The sequence below is a fragment of the Amycolatopsis tolypomycina genome, from assembly GCF_900105945.1.
GTDB classification, from domain to species: Bacteria; Actinomycetota; Actinomycetes; order Mycobacteriales; family Pseudonocardiaceae; genus Amycolatopsis; species Amycolatopsis tolypomycina.
This window is the reverse complement of the sequence record NZ_FNSO01000004.1, coordinates 7,156,084-7,175,172: the sequence shown is the minus strand read 5'-3', so window position 1 is coordinate 7,175,172 and position 19,089 is coordinate 7,156,084. Positions and strand designations below refer to the sequence as shown.

At 72.6% G+C, this 19,089-nt stretch carries 20 protein-coding genes and 1 pseudogene; 17 read left to right on the top strand and 4 right to left on the bottom strand.

The window, feature by feature from the left end; translation table 11 throughout:
* Position 1 precedes the first annotated feature (1 nt).
* The 8 genes from BLW76_RS42560 to BLW76_RS42525 all read left to right on the top strand — a co-directional run bounded on the left by BLW76_RS42560 (position 2) and on the right by BLW76_RS42525 (position 6,720).
* Positions 2–769: a hypothetical protein gene (locus tag BLW76_RS42560; RefSeq protein WP_091317902.1), complete on the top strand. Its 768-nt coding sequence runs from the start codon at positions 2–4 to the stop codon at positions 767–769.
* Positions 770–799: 30 nt separating this feature from the next.
* A complete protein-coding gene (gene cmtR, locus BLW76_RS42555; protein WP_091317901.1) occupies positions 800–1,120 on the top strand; it encodes a Cd(II)/Pb(II)-sensing metalloregulatory transcriptional regulator CmtR in 321 nt (106 codons plus the stop codon).
* Positions 1,102–1,752, top strand: a complete 651-nt coding sequence (locus BLW76_RS42550) for a cation efflux transmembrane domain-containing protein (RefSeq protein ID WP_091317900.1) — start codon at positions 1,102–1,104, stop codon at positions 1,750–1,752. The genes cmtR and BLW76_RS42550 overlap by 19 nt, the downstream gene beginning before the upstream one ends.
* A 42-nt stretch (positions 1,753–1,794) precedes the next feature.
* Positions 1,795–2,514, top strand: coding sequence for an arsenate reductase/protein-tyrosine-phosphatase family protein (locus tag BLW76_RS42545; protein ID WP_091317899.1), 720 nt, complete (start codon positions 1,795–1,797; stop codon positions 2,512–2,514).
* Positions 2,511–3,680 (top strand): chromate efflux transporter, encoded by a 1,170-nt coding sequence (gene chrA / locus BLW76_RS42540; RefSeq protein ID WP_091317898.1) that lies wholly within the window; start codon positions 2,511–2,513, stop codon positions 3,678–3,680. The genes BLW76_RS42545 and chrA overlap by 4 nt, the downstream gene beginning before the upstream one ends.
* Positions 3,681–3,715: 35 nt before the next feature.
* Positions 3,716–5,257, top strand: a complete 1,542-nt coding sequence (locus BLW76_RS42535) for an HD domain-containing phosphohydrolase (protein ID WP_244170575.1) — start codon at positions 3,716–3,718, stop codon at positions 5,255–5,257.
* A gap of 85 nt (positions 5,258–5,342) precedes the next feature.
* A complete protein-coding gene (locus tag BLW76_RS42530; RefSeq protein ID WP_091317897.1) occupies positions 5,343–5,708 on the top strand; it encodes a DsrE family protein in 366 nt (121 codons plus the stop codon).
* Positions 5,709–5,775: 67 nt separating this feature from the next.
* On the top strand, positions 5,776–6,720 hold the full coding sequence (locus tag BLW76_RS42525) for an epimerase (protein WP_244170574.1): 945 nt from the start codon (positions 5,776–5,778) through the stop codon (positions 6,718–6,720).
* Here BLW76_RS42525 and BLW76_RS42520 read toward each other — a convergent pair whose 3' ends face one another.
* Both BLW76_RS42520 and BLW76_RS42515 read right to left on the bottom strand, forming a co-directional pair.
* A complete protein-coding gene (locus BLW76_RS42520; protein ID WP_091317895.1) occupies positions 6,721–7,062 on the bottom strand; it encodes a hypothetical protein in 342 nt (113 codons plus the stop codon). It abuts the gene before it with no gap.
* Positions 7,059–7,343: a hypothetical protein gene (locus tag BLW76_RS42515; RefSeq protein WP_091317894.1), complete on the bottom strand. Its 285-nt coding sequence runs from the start codon at positions 7,341–7,343 to the stop codon at positions 7,059–7,061. The genes BLW76_RS42520 and BLW76_RS42515 overlap by 4 nt, the downstream gene beginning before the upstream one ends.
* Positions 7,344–7,498: 155 nt before the next feature.
* Here BLW76_RS42515 and BLW76_RS42510 point away from each other — a divergent pair, with 155 nt between their 5' ends.
* Positions 7,499–8,626: an ABC transporter substrate-binding protein gene (locus tag BLW76_RS42510; protein WP_091317893.1), complete on the top strand. Its 1,128-nt coding sequence runs from the start codon at positions 7,499–7,501 to the stop codon at positions 8,624–8,626.
* Between the two features lie 48 nt (positions 8,627–8,674).
* Here BLW76_RS42510 and eno read toward each other — a convergent pair whose 3' ends face one another.
* On the bottom strand, positions 8,675–9,958 hold the full coding sequence (gene eno / locus BLW76_RS42505) for a phosphopyruvate hydratase (protein WP_091317892.1): 1,284 nt from the start codon (positions 9,956–9,958) through the stop codon (positions 8,675–8,677).
* Between the two features lie 111 nt (positions 9,959–10,069).
* Complete coding sequence (locus BLW76_RS42500; protein ID WP_208613490.1) at positions 10,070–11,149, bottom strand: sensor histidine kinase; 1,080 nt, start codon at positions 11,147–11,149, stop codon at positions 10,070–10,072.
* A 54-nt stretch (positions 11,150–11,203) separates the two neighbouring features.
* On the opposite strand from BLW76_RS42500, the gene BLW76_RS50230 reads away from it, so the two are divergent.
* The 8 genes and pseudogenes from BLW76_RS50230 to BLW76_RS42465 all read left to right on the top strand — a co-directional run bounded on the left by BLW76_RS50230 (position 11,204) and on the right by BLW76_RS42465 (position 19,078).
* Positions 11,204–11,422, top strand: coding sequence for a hypothetical protein (locus BLW76_RS50230; protein ID WP_244170573.1), 219 nt, complete (start codon positions 11,204–11,206; stop codon positions 11,420–11,422).
* Positions 11,423–11,437: 15 nt separating this feature from the next.
* Positions 11,438–12,099, top strand: a pseudogene (locus tag BLW76_RS50870) (aminoglycoside phosphotransferase family protein).
* A gap of 179 nt (positions 12,100–12,278) precedes the next feature.
* Entirely contained in the window at positions 12,279–13,799 is a 1,521-nt protein-coding gene (locus tag BLW76_RS42490) for a cellulase family glycosylhydrolase (RefSeq protein ID WP_244170572.1), read from the top strand.
* A gap of 273 nt (positions 13,800–14,072) precedes the next feature.
* Positions 14,073–14,912, top strand: coding sequence for a serine hydrolase (locus tag BLW76_RS42485; protein WP_091317889.1), 840 nt, complete (start codon positions 14,073–14,075; stop codon positions 14,910–14,912).
* Positions 14,913–15,105: 193 nt separating this feature from the next.
* On the top strand, positions 15,106–16,254 hold the full coding sequence (locus BLW76_RS42480; RefSeq protein ID WP_091317888.1) for a thioester domain-containing protein: 1,149 nt from the start codon (positions 15,106–15,108) through the stop codon (positions 16,252–16,254).
* A 194-nt stretch (positions 16,255–16,448) separates the two neighbouring features.
* Entirely contained in the window at positions 16,449–17,276 is an 828-nt protein-coding gene (locus BLW76_RS42475; RefSeq protein ID WP_091320558.1) for a helix-turn-helix domain-containing protein, read from the top strand.
* A gap of 84 nt (positions 17,277–17,360) precedes the next feature.
* Positions 17,361–18,176, top strand: a complete 816-nt coding sequence (locus tag BLW76_RS42470; protein WP_091317887.1) for a dioxygenase family protein — start codon at positions 17,361–17,363, stop codon at positions 18,174–18,176.
* Between the two features lie 155 nt (positions 18,177–18,331).
* Entirely contained in the window at positions 18,332–19,078 is a 747-nt protein-coding gene (locus tag BLW76_RS42465; protein ID WP_091317886.1) for a thioesterase II family protein, read from the top strand.
* Positions 19,079–19,089 lie beyond the last annotated feature (11 nt).

Sequence of the window (19,089 nt, the reverse complement as noted above, 5' to 3'; positions counted from 1 at the left end):
GGTGCTGTACCTCGCCGACGGCGCTGCGGCCGAAGTGGTCCCCGGCAGCCGGCTGCGCGAGCCTGCCCTGCTGGCCCTCGACGGGCTCGTCGTCTCCGCCTGGGCCGCTGACGGCCCAGGCGGCTACGAGGACTACCTGCTGCGGACGCACGGCAACGCGTGGGGGCTGTGGACCGAGGGGGACGAGTTCCGGTTCGACGCCACGACCGGGCTGCTGGAGAGCCTGTCGGTGCACCTGCCCGAGGACAACCTCGCCGATCCCGGCGCCCTTGCCTCGTGGCTGGCGCTCCCGCCCGTGGCCGGGGTGCCCCGCCGCACGGACCAGAAGGCGTTCGCCACCGACGTGGCCGCCGAGCGGTGGTGTGCCGAGGACGGCAGCGTGCTCGCGGGCCTGTACGGCCCGGCCGTGGGGGTGCCTGCCGAGCCCCTGCGGCTGCGGGTGACCGACGAGTTCGACCTGTTGTTCGCCGACGGCCTGCTCGTGGGCTGGATGCTGGAAAACCCGGAGCGGCACCTCGTCGGCCCGGCGGACGAAACGCTCGACGCCCACCCGCCCGATCCCGACTTCGCCGTGCTGCTCAAGCAGTACTTCGACCTCGTCGACCACCCGCACATGGCGGAGCTGTTCGAAGAGGAGGCTCCCGAGGGCCGGCAGCTGCTGGCCGGCCTGCGGGAGCGCATCGCCCTCGACCGGGGGGCCACGCACCGGCGGGCGGTGCTGGCGAAGAAGGTCGAGGACCTCGACGCCCAGTGGTACGGCTCGGCCTAATCGTTCACCCAGCGCTGTACTATTCCGTGCATGCTGACCTGTGAGACCCGGGAATCGGCGCTCGCCCGGCTGGGGCGGGCGCTGGCGGACCCGACGCGCTGCCGGATCCTGGTGGCGCTGCTGGACGGCGTCCAGTACCCCGCCCGGCTCGCCGAGCAGCTCGGCCTCACCCGCTCGAACGTCTCGAACCACCTGTCCTGCCTGCGCGGCTGCGGCCTGGTCGTCGCGACCTACGAAGGCCGTCAGGTGCGGTACGCGCTGGCCGACCCGCACCTCGCCCGCGCCCTCGGCGAGCTGGTGCAGGTCGTGCTCGCCGTCGAACCCCGCGAGGAATGCGAGGTGCCGCGGTGACCTGCGCGGACGGCTGCTGCGCGCCCGCCGCGGTCGAGCCGCGCCGGCGGGCGGTGCTCACGCGCCGGGTGCGGTGGCTGGTCGCCGCCACCATCGCCTACAACGTCGTCGAAGCCGTCATCGCCCTCGCCGCGGGCACCGTCGCGGGCTCGACCGCGCTGATCGGCTTCGGGCTCGACTCGGTGATCGAGGTCGCGTCCGCGGCGGCCGTGGCGTGGCAGTTCTCCGGGACGGACCCCGGAGCGCGGGAACGGACCGCGCTGAAGGTCATCGCGGTGTCGTTCTTCGCCCTGGCCGCTTACGTGACCGTCGAGTCGGCCCGCGCGCTGTTCGGCGGCGCGGCGGCCGGGGAATCGGGAGTCGGCATCGTGCTGGCCGCGGTGTCGCTGCTCGTGATGCCGGTGCTGTCCCACGCCCAGCGGCGGGCCGGGCGCGAACTCGGCTCGGCCAGCGCGGTCGCCGACTCGAAGCAGACGCTGCTGTGCACCTACCTCTCCGGCGTGCTCCTGGCCGGGCTGCTGCTCAACGCCTGGTTCGGCTGGTCGTGGGCCGACCCGGTGGTCGCGCTGGTCATCGCGGCCGTGGCGGTCAAGGAGGGCCGCGAAGCCTGGCGGGGCGAGCACTGCTGCTGACGCCGTAGGTACATCAAGTTGAGTTGATGTATTGTCCGGAGCGTGCCGGACTTCGACGCCTCCACGCCGCCGCCGTTCGTGCGGCTGGCGAGCGACCCCCTGCGCTGGCGGCTGCTGCAGGAGCTCGCGCGCAGCGACCGCCGGGTGCGGGAGCTGGTCGACGCGGTCAGCCAGCCGCAGAACCTGGTCTCCTACCACCTGCGGAAGCTGCGGACCGCCGAGCTCGTCACCGCCCGGCGCAGCAGCTTCGACGGCCGTGACACCTACTACCACCTCGACCTGCGCCGCTGTGCCGACGCGCTGGCCGAGGCAGGCACCGCACTGCACCCCGCGCTCGGAACCGGTGGTGCCGAACGGAAACCGGGCCGGCCGCGCGTGCTGTTCCTCTGCACCGGGAACAGCGGCCGGTCCCCGATGGCCGCGGCCCTGCTGCGGCACCGCACCGGCGCCGAAGCGGCCAGCGCCGGCAGCCACCCGAAGCCGCTGAACCCGCACGCCGTGCGCGCCATGGCCGAATACGGCATCACCCTCACCCACGAGCCGACGCACCTGGATTCCGTGCGGCGGCGCCGGTTCGAGTGGGTGATCAGCCTGTGCGACCGGGTGCGCGAGGTCGCCCCGGAGTTCCCCGGCCGTCCGCGGGTGGTCCACTGGAGCATCCCGGACCCGGCGCGGGACGCCGACGGCTTTCCGGCGTTCCAGCGCGTGGCCGCGGAGCTGGACACGCGGATCGGCTTCCTGACGGCGGCCGACGTCCGATGACCTCCTCGTCCACAAAGGACACCCGGCCGGGTCTCGGTACCGTGCTCCGCGAATGGGGCCGGATCGGGTGCATCGGCTTCGGCGGCCCGCCCACGCACATCGCCCTCCTGCGCGTGCTGTGCGTCGAAAAGCGCAAGTGGTTGTCGGAGCAGGAGTTCGAGGACGCGATCGCCGCCTGCAACCTGCTGCCCGGACCGGCGTCGACGCAGCTGGCGATCTTCACCGCCTGGCGCGTCCGCGGCCGGGCCGGCGCGCTGGTCGGGGGCGCGGCGTTCATCGTGCCGGGTCTCGTCGTGATCCTCGCACTGGCCGCGCTGTTCCTGGCCGGCTCCCCGCCGGCCTGGGTGCGCGGCGCGGGGGCGGGCGCGGGGGCCGCGGTGGCGGCCGTCGCGGTGCACGCCGGGGTCGGGCTGGTCCCGGCGGGCTGGCGGCGCGCGGCCTCGACGAGCCGGCTCCGCTGGGTCCTGTACGTCGTCGCGGGCGCCGTCGCGGCCGCGACGGTCGGGCCGTGGCTGGTGCTCGTGCTGCTCGGCTGCGGTGCCGTCGAACTCACCGTGCACCGGGGCGGCCGGGGGCCGGCGCTGCTGGCCGTGCCCGTCAAGTCACTGGCCGCCGGGGTGGCGGGCGCCGGGGTGTTCCTGTCGATCGCCTGGGTGGCGCTCAAGGTCGGCGCGCTGTCCTACGGCGGCGGGTTCGTGATCATCCCGCTGATGCGGACCGACGCCGTCGACACGTACCACTGGATGTCCGCCGGGCAGTTCCTCAACGCGGTCGCGCTCGGGCAGATCACCCCGGGCCCGGTGGTGCAGACCGTCGCGGTCGTCGGCTACGCCGCCGCCGGGCTCGCCGGCGGCGTGCTCGCTTCGCTGGTGGCGTTCACGCCGTCGTTCGCCTTCATCCTGTTCGGGGCGCGCCACTTCGACCGCCTGCGCGGCAACCCGAACGTCCGGGCGTTCCTCGACGGCGCCGGCCCGGCGGCGGTCGGCGCGATCCTCGGCTCGGCCGTCCCGCTGGCCCTCGGCCTCACCCAGCTCTGGCAGTACCTCGTGCTGGCCGGTGCCGCCGTGGTGCTGCTGGCCCTGCGGCGGGGCGTGGTGACGACGCTGCTCGCCGCGGCGGCCGCGGGCACGGTGCTCGCGCTGCTCGGGGTCGCCGTCCCGAGCTGACCGGCGAGGCCGCCGATCCGGGCTACGCTGCGCGGGTGGAGTTCGCCGATCGGGACGCCGGGATCGGCCTGGCCGAGCTGCTGGCGGCGTTCTCGCTGGCCACGGACCTCGGGCTGGGCCAGCCGATGGAGCACGTGCTCCGGTCGTGGCGGATCGCCGACCGGCTCGCCGTCCACACCGGGCTGCCCGCCGAGCAGCGGCAGGCGCTGTTCCCCGTCTCGATGCTCGCCTGGGTCGGCTGTGTCGCGGACTCCCCGGAAGTGGCCGGGACGTTCGGTGACGACATCGCCTTCCGCGCGGACAGCTACGACGTCGACCTCGCGGGACTGGCCGGGTTCGGGTTCTTCCTGGGCCACGCCGGCCGAGGCGGGCCGGCCTGGCACCGGCTGCGGGTGGTGACCACGATCCTGCGCACCGGCGGCCACCGCATCGTGCGCGGCATGCAGTCGCACTGCCTGACGACGTCGACGCTGGCCGAACGGCTCGGGCTCGGCCCGGACGTGGTGACGGCGCTGCGGCAGTTCTTCACCCGCTGGGACGGGCGCGGGGTGCCGCCGGGTGTCGGCGGCACGGACATCGCGCCGGTCGTCCGGCTGCTGCACCTGGCCGACGTCGTCGAGGTCCGGCACCGGCTCGGCGGGATCGACGGCGCGCGCGAGGTCGCGCGCGCCCGGCGTGGCCGCCAGTTCGCCCCCGACGTCGTCGACGCGTTCCTCGCGCACGCCCCCGACGTGCTGTCCGCGGCCGAGAGCGACCTGGTCGCGGCGGACCGGCACCCGCTGACCGAGGGCGAGCTGGACACCGCACTGGAAGCGCTGGCCGACTTCACCGACCTGCGCTGCGGCTCGCGGGCCGGGCACTCCCGCGGGGTCGCCGAGCTGGCCGGCGCGGCGGCTCGGAAGCTGGGGCTGCCCGCCGTCGACGTCGTCGCCACCCGGCGTGCGGGCCTGCTGCACGACGTCGGGCTGCACGGGGTGCCGGTGCCGGTCCTCGACCGGCCCGGGCCGCTGTCGCCGACCGACTGGGAGCGGGTGCGGCTCAGCTCGTACTACACCGAGCGCGTCCTCGCCCGGCCCGCGGCGCTGGCCCGGCCGGGCGCGATCGCGGCGCTGGCGCACGAGCGCATGGACGGCAGCGGCTACCACCGCGGCCTGGCGGGCGCGGCCCTGCCGATGACCGGCCGCGTGCTGGCCGCGGCGTGCGCGTACCGGGCGATGCTCGAGCCGCGCGCCCACCGGGCGGCGCTGACGGACAAGCAGGCCACCGCGGCGGTGCGCGCCGAGGCCCGCGCGGGCAAGCTCGACGGCGACGCGGCGGAAGCCGTCCTCGCCGCCGCGGGCAACGGCGGCCGGCGCCGGGTGTCCGGCCCGGCCGGGCTCACCCCGCGCGAGGTCGAGGTGCTGATCCTGATCTCGCGCGGCGCGCAGACCGGCGAAGTCGCCGAGCGGCTGGGGATCTCGCGCCGGACCGCGGGCACGCACATCGAGCGGATCTACACGAAGACCGGGGCGTCGTCGCGTGCGACCGCGACGCTGTTCGCGCTGCGCAACGGCCTGCTCGACCCGCTCGACCTGTAGCTGCGCAGTTCCGTAGGGAGAACGCCCGACGACACGGGCGTCGTCCGCTCCTACCGTCCTGGTTTTCCGGCGAAGGGAGCGGATCATGTCGAACAAAGCCGTCATCAGCCTGTCGACGGGGCTCGAGGACGCGGAGAAGGTGACCGTCGCGTTCCTGGTCGCGGTGGGGGCCGCCGAGACCGGGCGGGAAACGCTGATGTTCCTGACCAAGGAAGCCGTCCGGCTCGCGTTGCCCGGCACCGCGGTGGGCGCGGCGTGCGACGGCTGCCCGCCGCTGGCGGACCTGTTCAAGCGCTACGAGGACGCGGGCGGGCGCTACTACGTCTGCCCGATCTGCTTCAACGCCAAGCACCTCGACGCCGAGACGCTCATCCCCGGTGCGGAGCTCAACGGCACGATCCCGCTGTGGAAGTGGATCGGGGACGAGCCGGCGACGACGTTCAGCTACTGAGGGTCACCGGGCGCGGTGGCGATCGTTCTCGTACCCTGGGCGTCGTCCGCACGTCGAGAGGGTGATCGTGGCCGAAGTCCCGGAGGCCTACCTGCGCGCGCTGGCCACCCACCGTGACCGGCAGCGGGCGGCCGACCTGGCCGCGCACCGGCGGTACTCGAGCGAGCCGCTGACGGTGGCGGTGACCGGGTCGAGCGGCCTCGTCGGGACGGCGCTGACGGCCCTGCTCACCCTCGGCGGCCACCGGGTCGTCCGGCTGGTGCGGCGCCCCGCCGAGGCGCCTGGCGAGCGGACGTGGCGGCCGGCGGAACCGGCCCCGGACCTGCTCGACGGTGTCGACGCGGTCGTGCACCTGGCGCCGGTCACCACCCGGGCTTCGGCGGCTTTGGCCACTTCGGCCGCTTTGGCCGCGCGCACGACGGGGGTGTTCGTGGCGGCGTCGGCGGTCGGCTACTACGGGCCCGGCCGCGGCGACGAGGTCTGCACCGAGGAAAGCCCGCGCGGGCAAGGGAGTGTGGCGGAGGTCGTCGCCGCGCGGGAGGCGGCGACCGAACCGGCGGCGGCCGCGGGCGTCCGGGTGGTCCGGGTCCGCACGGGCCTGGTGCTGAGCCCGTGGGGTGGCTTGCTGCGGCAGCAGTACCCGCTGTTCGCGGCGGGCCTCGGCGCCCCGCTCGGCACGGGACGGCAGTGGATGCCGTGGATCGGGATCGACGATCTGGCCGACGTCTACTTGCGGGCGTTGACTGATCCGGTCCTTTGTGGACCGGTCAACGCGGTGAGTCCCGAGCCCGTGCGGAACGCGGAGTACGTGCGTGTCCTGGGCGACGTGCTCAAGCGGCCGACGCCGGCCGGGCCCGCGGGCGCTGCCCGGTCGCTGCTCGGCTCGGACGGGGCCGCGGAACTCGAGGTCGCCGACCAGCGGGTGGCGCCGCGGCGGCTGGTGGCGGCCGGTCACGAGTTCCGGCACCCGCGGCTGGCGGACGCGCTCGGGCACCTGCTCGGCGCGCACTGATCAGCTGGCGAACCGCTTCGCCAGGTCCCGAAGCCGTTCCACCGCCGCGGCCACCTGCTCGGCGGACACGGCCACGCCCGGCAGCGGACCCCGGCCCAGGCGCTCGAACTGCTCGGCGAACCGCACGTATTCCCGGTGCGCGTGCTCCCGGCAGGCGACGCAGGTGACGCTCTCCGGCCGGGGAGACGTCATCGCATACGGCACCTGCCGGCCGCAGCCGGTGGTCACGACGCTCGGGGCGTCGGTCGCCCGGCCCAGCATCGACGAGATCAGGTTGCGGACCTCCGGGCCGGCTTCCAGCACCTTCCGCTCGACGTGGATGTGCGGGTCGGCGTCGGTCATCCGGCCGGGACCTCGGTGGCCCAGCGGTGGGCGGTCGCGCAGACCTCCGCTTCGGTGCCGCGGACGTGCTCGACGACCTCACCGCCGGACCACAGCATCAGGGCGACGGCGCCGGGGCCGATCGGGGTCAGGCCGATGAGCCTGCGGTGCCCGTCGTGCTCGACGACCCGCTCGGCGGTGAGCCACTGGCCGGTCGTCCCGGTGCGGGTGACCGTCCACGCCGGGTCGGTGGCGAGCTCCGCCACCGACCGCGGGACCTGCTGTTCGCCGGGCACGGACACCGCAACCCCCGTCCGATGATCGTCAAGGTGAATCCCAGGTTAACAACGTCCGGGCCGGCCGGCTGGGGCGTGAGCCGCCTCACCCGTGGAACATCCGCACCGGTCGCCGTGTTCGGGGCAAGTAGTTGAAAAATCAACCTTCGAAGGAGCTTGTCGTGCAGTCTCCCCGCAAGGCGGTCCTCGCGATCGTCGCCGCGAGCGTGCTGGCCGCGAGCGGCGCCACCGCGGCCGCCGCCACGAATGACACGGGCAACCGCGAAGAGACACAACTGCAGAAGCTTTACGAGCAGGCCGTCGCCGAAGGGGGTGACCTTGTCGTCTACGCCGGCGGCGACAAGCCCGGCCAGGCCGACTACCTGCGGGACGCGTTCGTGAAGAAGTTCCCGAAGATCAAGGCGAACGTGATCGTGGACTTCAGCAAGAACCACGACGCCCGCGTCGACAACCAGGTCGCCGAGGGCAAGGTCGTCGCCGACGTCGTGCACCTGCAGACCATCGACGACTTCCCGCGCTGGAAGCGCGAAGGCGTCCTGCAGCAGTACAAGCCGGCCGGCTGGGACAAGGTCTACGACCAGGTCAAGGACCGCGACGGCTACTACACCGGCGTCTTCTTCTTCGCCTTCTCGAACGTCACCGCGACGACGCTCGGCAGCAACGCCCCGGTCGAGGCCGCGGACTTCCTCAAGCCGGAGTTCAAGGACAAGCTCGTCTTCACCTACCCGAACGACGACGACGCCGTCCTCTACTACTTCAAGCAGCTCACCGACAAGTACGGCTTCGCCTACCTGCAGAAGCTGCTCGCCCAGCACCCGAAGTTCGTCCGCGGCACCCAGGACTCCGCCGACCTGGTCGGCACCGCCCCCTATGTCGCGAGCTTCGGCACCTCGGGCGGGCGCGCCGGCCTGGCCCAGCAGACCTACCCCGCGCAGAGCCCGTGGGTGGCCTGGCCGCAGACCGCGGCGATCCTCAAGCAGGCGCCCCACCAGGCCGCCGCGAAGCTGTACCTGAGCTGGCTGCTGTCCCGCGACGCGCAGCGGAACGACATCGGCACCTGGAGCGCGCGCACCGACGTCGCCCCGCCCGCCGGCGCCGAGAACATCTTCGCCTACCCGAACATGAACCCGCTCGGCCTCGGCAGGTTCATGAGCGACCGCACCGCGCTCGACCGCTACAAGGCGCGCATCACGCTGTACGTCGGTGACGTCCAGGGCGTCAACCCCGCCGATCCCGACGGCAAGCTCGGCCTTTACCCGGTCGACGCGAACGGCACCCAGGGCGCCTGACGACCAGGCCGGCCCGGAGGCGGCGAAAGCCTCCGGGCCCGCGGGTGGTCAGCGGCGGCCGCTGATCGTGCTCGCGCCCGCGTAGCGCGCCTCGGCGCCGAGTTCCTCTTCGATGCGGATGAGCTGGTTGTACTTCGCCGTGCGGTCGGCGCGGGACAGCGAGCCGGTCTTGATCTGGCCGCAGTTGGTGGCCACCGCGAGGTCGGCGATCGTGGTGTCCTCGGTTTCGCCGGAGCGGTGGGACATCACCACGGAGTAGCCCGCCTTGTGCGCGGTTTCCACGGTGGTCAGCGTTTCGGTGAGCGTGCCGATCTGGTTGACCTTGACCAGGATCGAGTTCCCGATGCCGCGCTCGATGCCGTCGGTGAGCAGGTTCACGTTGGTGCAGAACACGTCGTCGCCCACGAGCTGGACGCGCTCGCCGATCGTGTCGGTGAGCTGCTTCCAGCCGGCGAAGTCGTCCTGGGCGACACCGTCCTCAATGGACACGATGGGGTAGCGGGCGGTGAGCTCGGCGAGGTAGGCGACGTGCTCCTCCACGCTGCGCTTGCGGCCTTCGCCCGTGTAGTCGTAGACCTCGCCGGTGTAGAACTCCGACGCGGCCGGGTCGAGCAGCAGGGCGATGTCCTCGCCGGGCGTGTAGCCGGACTGCTCGATGGCCCGCAGCACGAACTCCAGCGCCTCGTCGGCCGAGCTGAGGTTCGGCGCGAACCCGCCCTCGTCGCCGACGTTGGTGCCGTGGCCGGCTTCGTGGAGGGACTTGCGCAGGGTGTGGAACACCTCGGAGCCCATCCGCACCGCCTCGGCGAAGGTCGTCGCGCCGATCGGGCCGATCATGAACTCCTGGAAGTCGATCGGGTTGTCCGCGTGCGCGCCGCCGTTGATGATGTTCATCATCGGCATCGGCAGCAGGTGCGCGAACACGCCGCCGGCGTAGCGGTACAGCGGCAGCCCGTTGGCGGCCGCGGCCGCCTTGACCACGGCGAGGGACACGCCCAGCGTGGCGTTCGCGCCGAGCCGCGCCTTGTTCGCGGTGCCGTCCAGCTCGATCAGCGCGCGGTCGACCGCCGCCTGCGCCTCGGCGTCCATGCCCACGATCGCCTCGGCGATCTCGGTGTTGACGGCGTCGACGGCCTTGCGCACGCCCTTGCCGTGGAACCGCGCCTTGTCCCCGTCGCGCAGTTCGACGGCTTCCTTCGTGCCGGTGGACGCGCCCGAGGGCACCGCGGCCCGGCCGAGCGAGCCGTCCGCCAGCACGACGTCGACCTCGACGGTGGGGTTGCCCCGGCTGTCCAGCACTTCGCGGGCCTTGACTCCGGCGATGGCGGTCATTGCACTCCTCGATGAGTTCGTCGAGCGGGAGCGGCGCCACGCTGAGCCGCGAGACGTTGGCGAGGCTAGCAGAATTCACTGAATCGATCCCGAAGAATTTTCGGCCGTCGGCTACCGGCCGGCGGGCAGCCGGACCGTGACCAGGAGGCCGCCGCCCGGGCGCGCGGCGAGTTCCAGCATCCCGTCGTGGGCCCGGACGACGCTGTGCACGATCGCCAGCCCGAGGCCGACGCCGTCGTGCCCCTCACCGCGCGTGCGCCCGGTCCCGCGTTCGAAGGGCTCGGTCAGGGTCGGGACCAGCTCCGGCGGCAGGGGCCGTCCGGTGTTCTCGACGCGCAGCACGCTCGCGTAGCGCCGTCGTTCGGTGTGGACCCTGACGGTGCCGCCCGCCGGGAGGTTGTGCACGATCGCGTTCTGGACGAGGTTCTCGGCCATGCGCAGCAGCAGCGCCGCGGAGCCGGCCGCGGGCGCGGGCTCGCCGGTGACCTCGAGCGTGGTCCCGCGCTGCTCGGCCAGTGACAGCAGCGTTTCCGCGGCTTCTTCGGCGACGAGCGACAGGTCGACGGGCTCGCGGGTGAAGTGCCGCCGGTCGCTGCGGCCGAGCAGCAGGAGGGCCTCCGTGAGGTCGATCGCCCGCGTGTTCACCGTGCGGAGGCGGTCGATGAGCTCGTCCCGCGGGTAGGTGGGGTCCTTGACGGCGACGTCGAGGATGGCCTGCGAAATGGCCAGCGGGGTGCGCAGCTCGTGCGAAGCGTTGGCGGCGAACCGCTGCTGTTCGCCGACCTGGGATTCGAGCCGGGCGAGCATCGTGTCGAAGACGTCGGCGAGCTCGCGGAACTCGTCGGCGGGCCCGGCCAGCCGGACGCGGTGCGCCAGCGACCCGTGCGCGGCCAGCCGGGCGGCGTCCGCGATCCGGGTGAGCGGGGCGAGCATCCGGCCGGCCAGCAGCCAGCCGCCCAGGACGCCGAACACGAGGAGGAAGCCGAGCGCGGTCGCCGCGGCGGGCGCGAAGGTGCGCACGAGCAGGTACCGGTTGGGGGCGATGCCGAGCAGGCCCTGGTCGTTGTCGGGCACGTACCGCAGCAGGTAGCCCCGGACCACGACGAGCATGACGACGCCGGCGAGCACGAGGAACCCGGCGTAGCTGATGGTGAGTTTGAGCCGCGCGCTGAGCCCGGGGCGCCTGTTCACGGTGCGTGAGCGTAAACAGCGTGACATATCGCGGGCATATGCGACGATGGCGCCTTGACCAGCACACCTGATCTCGGTCCCGTGCCCCGCCGCATCGCCGTCGACGCGGAGCAGGTGCGCCGGCTGATCGCCGGGCAGTTCCCGCGGTGGGCCGGCCTCCCGGTCCGGCCGGTGACCCACGGCGGGTGGGACAACTTCACCTTCCACCTCGGCGAAGGAATGGTGGCGCGGCTGCCCAGCGCGGCCGAATACGCGCTGGCCGTCGAGAAGTAGCACCGGTGGCTTCCGGTGCTGGCGCCGCGGCTGCCGCTGCCCGTCCCGGTTCCGCTGGCGAAAGGGGATCCCGCGGCGGGCTACCCGTTCCCGTGGTCGGTTTATCCGTGGCTCGACGGCGAAACCGCCCGCCAGGACCGGATTTCCGATCCCGTTCGCTTCGCCGTCGACCTGGCTGCCCTGCAGGACGTCGACGCCGCGGCCGGTCCCCAGCCGGGCAAGCACAACTGGTTCCGCGGGGCCACCCTGCGCACCTACGAAGGCCCGGCCGAGCGCGCGCTGACCGCACTGGAGGGCGAGCTCGACGTCACCCTGGCCCGCGAAATTTGGCAGACCGCGCTGGCCGCGCGCTGGGGGACGGCCGGGACGTCTGGTTCCACGGCGACGTGGCCCCGGGCAACCTCCTGCTGGCCGGCGGCGAACTGGCGGCGGTGATCGACTTCGGGACCTGCGGGGTCGGCGACCCGGCCTGCGACACGGCCATCGCGTGGACGCTGCTGACCGCCGAGGGCCGCCGGGCGTTCCGGGCACGCCTGCGCGTCGACGAGGACACCTGGGCGCGCGGCCGCGGCTGGGCGTTGTGGAAAACGCTCGTCGCCTGCACGCGGACCGGGGAGGAGGCCGCCGAAGGGCGGCGCGTCCTCGGCGAGATCTTCGCCGAGTACACCACCGGCTGAGGCCGCCGCCCGGCGGTAACGGCTGCGTTCGATGGGCGAACGCGCCGGACGCTGTTCGCTCGAATAAAGCGCTTTCTCCACATCGGTGATTGACAACCCGGGACCCGGGCAGCGAACGTGTGGACGGCGTCTGGGAACGCTCCCAGAGGCTTCGCCCGAGTGTGCACAAGGGAGTGCCGATGTGGGGAAGAGCCGGAAAACGTCCTGCCGTGCTGGCGGTGGCCGGGCTCGCGGCCGCCGCCGGGGTCGTCGTCACCTCGACGACCGCCGTGTCGGCGGCGTACCAGCCGAGTGCGGCCTTCGCCTGCCGCGTCACCTACTCGGCCAATGACTGGGGAAGCGGGTTCGGCGTCACCGTCGGCATCGCGAACGTCGGCCCGGCCGCGGTCGACGGCTGGACGCTGACCTACTCCTACGCCGGGAACCAGACCCTCCAGAACGGCTGGATGGGCACGTGGTCGCAGTCCGGCAAGCGGATCACCGTGACCAACGCGAGCTGGAACGGCGCCATCCCGGCCGGCGGTTCCGTCAGCGCCGGCGCGAACTTCTCCTACAGCGGCACCAACACCACGCCCACCGACTTCGCGGTCAACGGCGCCGCGTGCACCGGAACGCCGCCGCCCACGGAGACGACCCCGATCACCAAGCCGACGACCACGACCAGCACGCCACCGCCGCCCGGGCCGGCGCCCGCGTTGCACGTCTCGGGCAACAAGCTGCTCACCGCCGACGGCAAGGCCTACCGGCTGCTCGGCGTCAACCGCGCCAGCGGCGAGTTCGCCTGCGTGCAGGGCAAGGGCATGTGGGACAGCGGGCCGGTCGACCAGGCGTCGGTCGACGCGATGAAGGCGTGGCACATCCGCGCCGTGCGGATCCCGCTGAACGAGGACTGCTGGCTCGGCCTCTCCGGCTCGCCCAGTGGCGCCCCCTACCAGCAGGCCGTCAAGGACTACGCGAAACTGCTGGTGGCCAACGGGATCAACCCGGTACTCGACCTGCACTGGACGCACGGCCAGTACACCGGCACGAGCTCCGCCTGCACCGACGTCAACGCGACCTGCCAGAAGCCGATGCCGAACCGGCAGTACACGCCGACGTTCTGGACCCAGGTGGCCACCGCGTTCAAGGGCGACAACGCCGTGGTGTTCGACCTGTTCAACGAGCCCTACCCGGACGCGGCCGCCAACTGGTCGGACGCGGCCGCCGCGTGGAAGTGCCTGCGTGACGGCGGCACGTGCACCGGGATCGGCTACCCGGTGGCGGGCATGCAGGAGCTCGTCGACGCCGTCCGCGCGACCGGCGCGCGGAACGTGGTGATGACCGGCGGTCTGACCTGGACCAACGACCTCACCCAGTGGCTGGCGTACAAGCCGGCGGACCCGGCGGGCAACCTGGTGGCGTCCTGGCACTCGTACAACTTCAACGCGTGCGTCACGGCGTCCTGCTGGGACAGCCAGATCGGGACGGTCGCCGCGCAGGTTCCGGTGCAGGCCGGGGAAATCGGCCAGAACAGCTGCGCTCACGACTACCTCGACCAGGTCATGGCCTGGCTGGACGCGCACGACCTCGGCTACACCGCCTGGACGTGGAACCCGTGGGGCTGCAGTGGCGGCAACGTGCTGATCGAGGACTACACCGGCACGCCGACCAAGACCTACGGCGAGGGCTACCGGGCCCACCTCCTGACGGTCGTCCCGTAAGGCTCGCTCCAAGCGCCCCAATGTGGCGTTGGTTGCGTTGGATGCACCGAACGCCACATTGGTTGCGTTGGATGCACCGAACGCCACATTGGGTGCGTTGGATGCACCGAACGCCACTTTGGGTGCGTTGGATGCACCGAACGCCACATTGGGTGCGCTCAACGCACCGAACGCCACATTGGGGCGCTGGGGACCGGCGGCGCTCGCCTCCCGGCCGCCGTCCGTGCGAGTCTTCAGGGCGCCAACACCCGCTCCGGCACCCGGGGGACCTCCATGGGCAAGCTCCTGCTCACCGCGCTGCTGGCGGCGTTCGCCCTGGCGCCGTCGCCGGGGCCCGCCGACCGGTCCGGCTCGGCCGCCGACCGGCCCGAGCCGGCCGCCGCTGATCCCTTCGGTGCCGACCTGCGCGCGCGCATCGGCCGGGCGCAGGCCTACGCCGACAGCCGGCCCGGGGTGACCGGCATCGTCCTCCGGGACCGCTCCACCGGCGCCGTCTACCGCAGCCCGGCCGCGGGCACGCTGATCTGGGCCTGCTCGACGCCGAAACTCGCCATGGCCGTCGACCTGCTGGAGCGCGAAGACGCCAAAGCCGTCACCTTGACCGCGGAAGATCGCGATCTGCTGCACCGAATGCTCCATTCGAGTGACGATGACGCCGCCCACGCGTTGTGGACCCGTTTTGGTGGCGAAGCCGAATTCGGCCGGCGGTTTCCGGCATACGGAATGACCGACATGCGGTTCAGCGATCGCCACCCCCACCACTGGGGCTGGATCCGCACCACGGCGAACGACCTGGACCGGCTGATCGGGTACGTCCTGGCCGGCCGGCACCGCGATCACCTCGCCGGGGAACTGCGGACCGTGGACCCCAACCAGCAGTGGGGCGTCTGGGGTGCCGGGGCGGCCGCGCGGCCCGGGAACAAGAACGGCTGGTCGGATGACAACGACGACGGCTCGTGGATCATGAACTCCGTCGGTTTCGCGGGCCCCGGCGAGCGGTACACCCTCGCCCTGATGAACGACACCCGAGTCGTCTCCGGCGGTGACGCGGTCGGCCGGGAGACCACCACGAAGATCGCCGAAATCCTGTTCGGCGGGTATTTCCACACGTAAATCCGCCCCCTATTCAGGGGCTTTCCGAGTGGAATCGTGTTTATGGGGGCACCCTGAGTAGCCCTGTGAGGTCTGTGTATGCTCCGGTATCGCTTGACCGGGTGATCACTCACCCGAATCAGTGGCCGCCGTGGTCGGGGATTGTGATCCCACGGGGTCCCTCCGGTGTGGTTCGGGCTCGGATAGGAGATTTATGCAGGTCAGGTCAGCTCTGGTGCGTGGCGGGATCGCGGTGCTCGCCGCGGCCGCCGCGGTCATGGTCGGCGCCCCCGCCGCCCTCGCGGACGACGGCGCCGCGCGCGGCCGCGTCATCGAAGAGGCGGGCACGGTCGGCTACCGGATCAACCTCGAAGGTGGCGGCGACCCCATCGCCAAGCTGTTCGGCTTCAAGCTGTCGGACGGCAAGTCGCTCAAGCTCTACTGCGTCGAGATCACCGTCGCCATGCGCACCGACGTCGACATGGTCGAGACGCCCTGGAACAAGTACCCGAAGGCCAAGGCGGCCTTCAACGACAACAGCGACAAGCTCAACTGGGTGCTGCACCACGGCTACCCGGGCCTCAAGCTCGCCGACGTGGAAGCCGCCCTCGCCAAGCAGGGCATCAAGGTCCACGACGGCATCTCCGAGCGCGAGGGCATCGCCGCGACGCAGGCCGCGGTGTGGCACTTCAGCGACAACGTGAACCTCGACCTGAAGAAGCCGCTGGCCGAGCCCAACCCGGCCGAGAACAACGCCGACGTCGCCGCGCTGTACAGCTACCTGATCGGCGACCAGAACAAGGGCATCGGCGCGCAGCCGAAGCCGACCCTGAACATCGCGGGCCCGAAGACCGAGGGCAAGGCCGGCACCAAGATCGGCCCGTTCGACGTCGCCACCTCGGGTGACATCACGTCGCTGACCACCGAGCTGCCCGAGGGCGTCAAGGTCACCGACAAGGACGGCAAGGAGCTGAAGACCGCCGACGTCAAGGACGGCAGCAAGCTGTTCCTCGACGTCCCGGCCGGCACCAAGCCGGGCAAGGGCTCGTTCGCCCTGAAGGTCACCGGCGAGCTGGCCACCGGCCGCCTCTTCGTCGCGGAGAACTACGCGAGCCAGCCGGCGCAGTCGCTGATCGTCGCCGACTCGGAGAAGACCCAGGTGGCCGCAAAGGCGTCCGCCAGCTGGACCGAGGCCGGTGCCCCGGCCACCACCGCGCCCAGCACGCCCGGTGGCGCCCCGTCCGGTGGCGGCGACCTCGCCAACACCGGTGTCGACGCCGCGGTTCCGTTCGCCATCGGCGGCCTGCTGCTCGGCGGCGGCGCGCTGATGCTGCTGGTGAACCGCCGCCGCAGCCGCGCGTAACGCAGTACCACCGAACGGGGCTGGTCCACTGTGGACCGGCCCCGTTTTCGTGTCCGGTACCCGACGATCGGATTGCGATCATCGGGGCAAAACCGGCGAACCGCCCGCGAACCGATCTAGACTTCCGGGCCATGCGCGGTACGACCGTTCCGCCAGGGACGCCCTGCCGGACCCCGCGGCCGGGGGAGCTGCCGCTGCACCGCCTCGAGGTGCCCGCACCGCACGCGCCGCCGTTCGCCGTCGGCACGTTCGACGCGATCGGGCCGCTGTCCCGCGCGGATTTCCCGCACCGGCACACGTTCTACGAGCTCGTCCACGTCACCGGCGGCACGGGCGCGCACGTCGTCGACACCGCGCGCTGGCCGCTGCGGCCGCCGCACCTCGGCGTCATCGCGCCCGGCCAGGTGCACCAGTGGGCGGGCGTCGCGGGCCTCACCGGCCACGTCGTGCTGTTCACCGACGACTTCCTCCTCGACCACCCGGCCGACCGCGAGCTCCTGCGGCGGCTGGGCGAACGGCCGTGGCTGCGCCTGGACGCCCACGCCGACGCCGGTGTCAGGCGGCTGATCGCCGACCTGGAGGAGGAGTTCCGCGGCGGCGGCGAGGGGACCGAGTCGGTGCTGCGGGCGCTGGTGCACGTCCTGGTCGTGCGCGCGGGCCGCCTGCTGGGCACGCCACGGCCGGCGCCCGCGGGCGCGCTGGCGGCGGAGTTCGTCCGGCTCGCCGGCCACCCCGAACCCGGCCTGTGGTCGGTGAGCGCGCACGCCGAACGCCTCGGCGTCACGCCCGGCCACCTCACCGAAGCGGTGAAGGCGGCGACCGGCCGCACGGCCGCGCAGCTGTTGCGGGAGACGCGGATCCGGGAGGCGCAACGGTTCCTGCTCCGGACGGACCTGACGGTCCGGCAGGTGGCGAGCCGGGTCGGTTTCGCCGATCCCGCCTACTTCTGCCGGTTCTTCCGCCGGGAAACCGGGTTGAGCCCTGGCGACTTCCGCCGTGGCGGGGAGAAGCACCACGACTGACCGGTCCAGTCCATCGCCGCCCGGCCGGTGCCTGCCTACGTTCGAGGTGATCCCGGATCTTCCCCCCGCCCACCAGGAGCAGGCATGGACGAAGAGAACAAGCTCAGCCGCAAGACCGTGCTGAAGGCCGCGCTCGCCGCGGGTGTCGCCGCGCCGGTCGCGTTGATCGGCGGCCCCGCGCTCGCCCGCACCACGGCCGCCGGCGGCACCGCGCCGGAGCTGACCCCGGCGTGCCACGACGACGACGATCCGACGATCGCGCAGACCGAGGGACCGTACTTCAAGCCGAACTCGCCCGAACGGACCAACCTCGTCACCCCCGGGACGCCGGGCACCCGGCTGACCGTCACCGGGTACGTCTTCGGCCGCGCGTGCCTGCCGATCAACCGCGCGCTGCTCGACTTCTGGCAGGCGGACGTCAACGGCGCCTACGACAACACCGGCTACACCTTCCGCGGGCACCAGTACACCAACGCCCAGGGCGCGTTCACGCTGTCCACGATCGTGCCGGGCCTCTACCCGGGCCGGACCCGGCACATCCACGTGAAGGTGCAGGCACCCGGCCGGCCGGTGCTGACCACGCAGCTCTACTTCCCCGGCGAGCCGCGCAACAACACCGACACGATCTTCGACGCGCGGCTGCTGATGACCGTGCGGGACAACGGGTCGGCGAAGGAAGCCGCGTTCGACTTCGTGCTCGACGTCCCGCAGACCCCGACGTCGACGCGGCCGACGTCCACGTCCACCCCGCCCGGGGGCACGTCCTGGGCCGTGGGCACCGCGTACGCGGCGGGCACGCGGGTCACCTACGGCGGCCGCGGTTACGTGTGCCTGCAGCCGCACACCGCCCAGGCGGGCTGGGAACCGCCGGCCGTCCCGGCGCTCTGGCGGGCGGAGTGACCGGTCCGGCAGCGGCTCGAACGTCATGAAAGAGTCGTTCATGACACCAGACGTCATGAACGACTCTTTCATGGCATCGGCGACGCCTGCCGGGCTTCCGGACTGCGCAGGCTAGGGGGTCGACGGCGGCCCGGCGGCCTGCCAGATTGGGGGCCATGACGATTTCGCTCGACGCCTCGCAGTGGGTCCGGCGCTTCCACCCGGCGCCCGCCGCGGCGGCGCGGCTCGTGTGCTTCCCGTACGCCGGCGGATCGGCGAGCTACTTCCACCCCGTGTCGGCGGCGCTGGCGCCCGCGGTGGAGGTGCTCGCCGTGCAGTACCCGGGCCGCCAGGACAGGCACGCCGAGGCCCCCGTGGACGACCTGTTCGTGCTCGCCGACCGGCTGGCGGACGTGCTCGCTCCCGAGGTCACCGGGCCGGTCGCGTTCTTCGGCCACAGCATGGGCGCCAGCCTGGCGTTCGAGGTCGCGCGGCGGCTCGAGGCGCGGGGCACGCGGCTGCTCACGCTGTTCGTCTCCGGGCGCCGCGCGCCCTCGACGGTCCGCGACGAGCGGATCCACGAAAAGGGCGACGAGGCACTCCTGGCCGAGGTCAAGCGGCTCGGTGGCACCGACTCGGCGGTGCTGGACGACGAAGACATCCGCGCACTGGTGCTGCCGGCGCTGCGCAGCGACTACAAGGCCGCGGAGCTGTACCACTACCGGCCGGGGCCGGACGTCGGCTGCCCGATCGTGGCGCTGATCGGGGACGACGACCCGAAGGTCACCGAAGCCGAGGCGAGCCAGTGGGCGCAGCGGACGTCGGCGGAGTTCGAGCTGAAGAAGTACCCGGGTGGGCACTTCTACCTCAACAACCACGCCGCGGCGGTCATCGAGCTGATCGCGCGGCGGCTGGCCGGCTGAGCGGGCGGGCG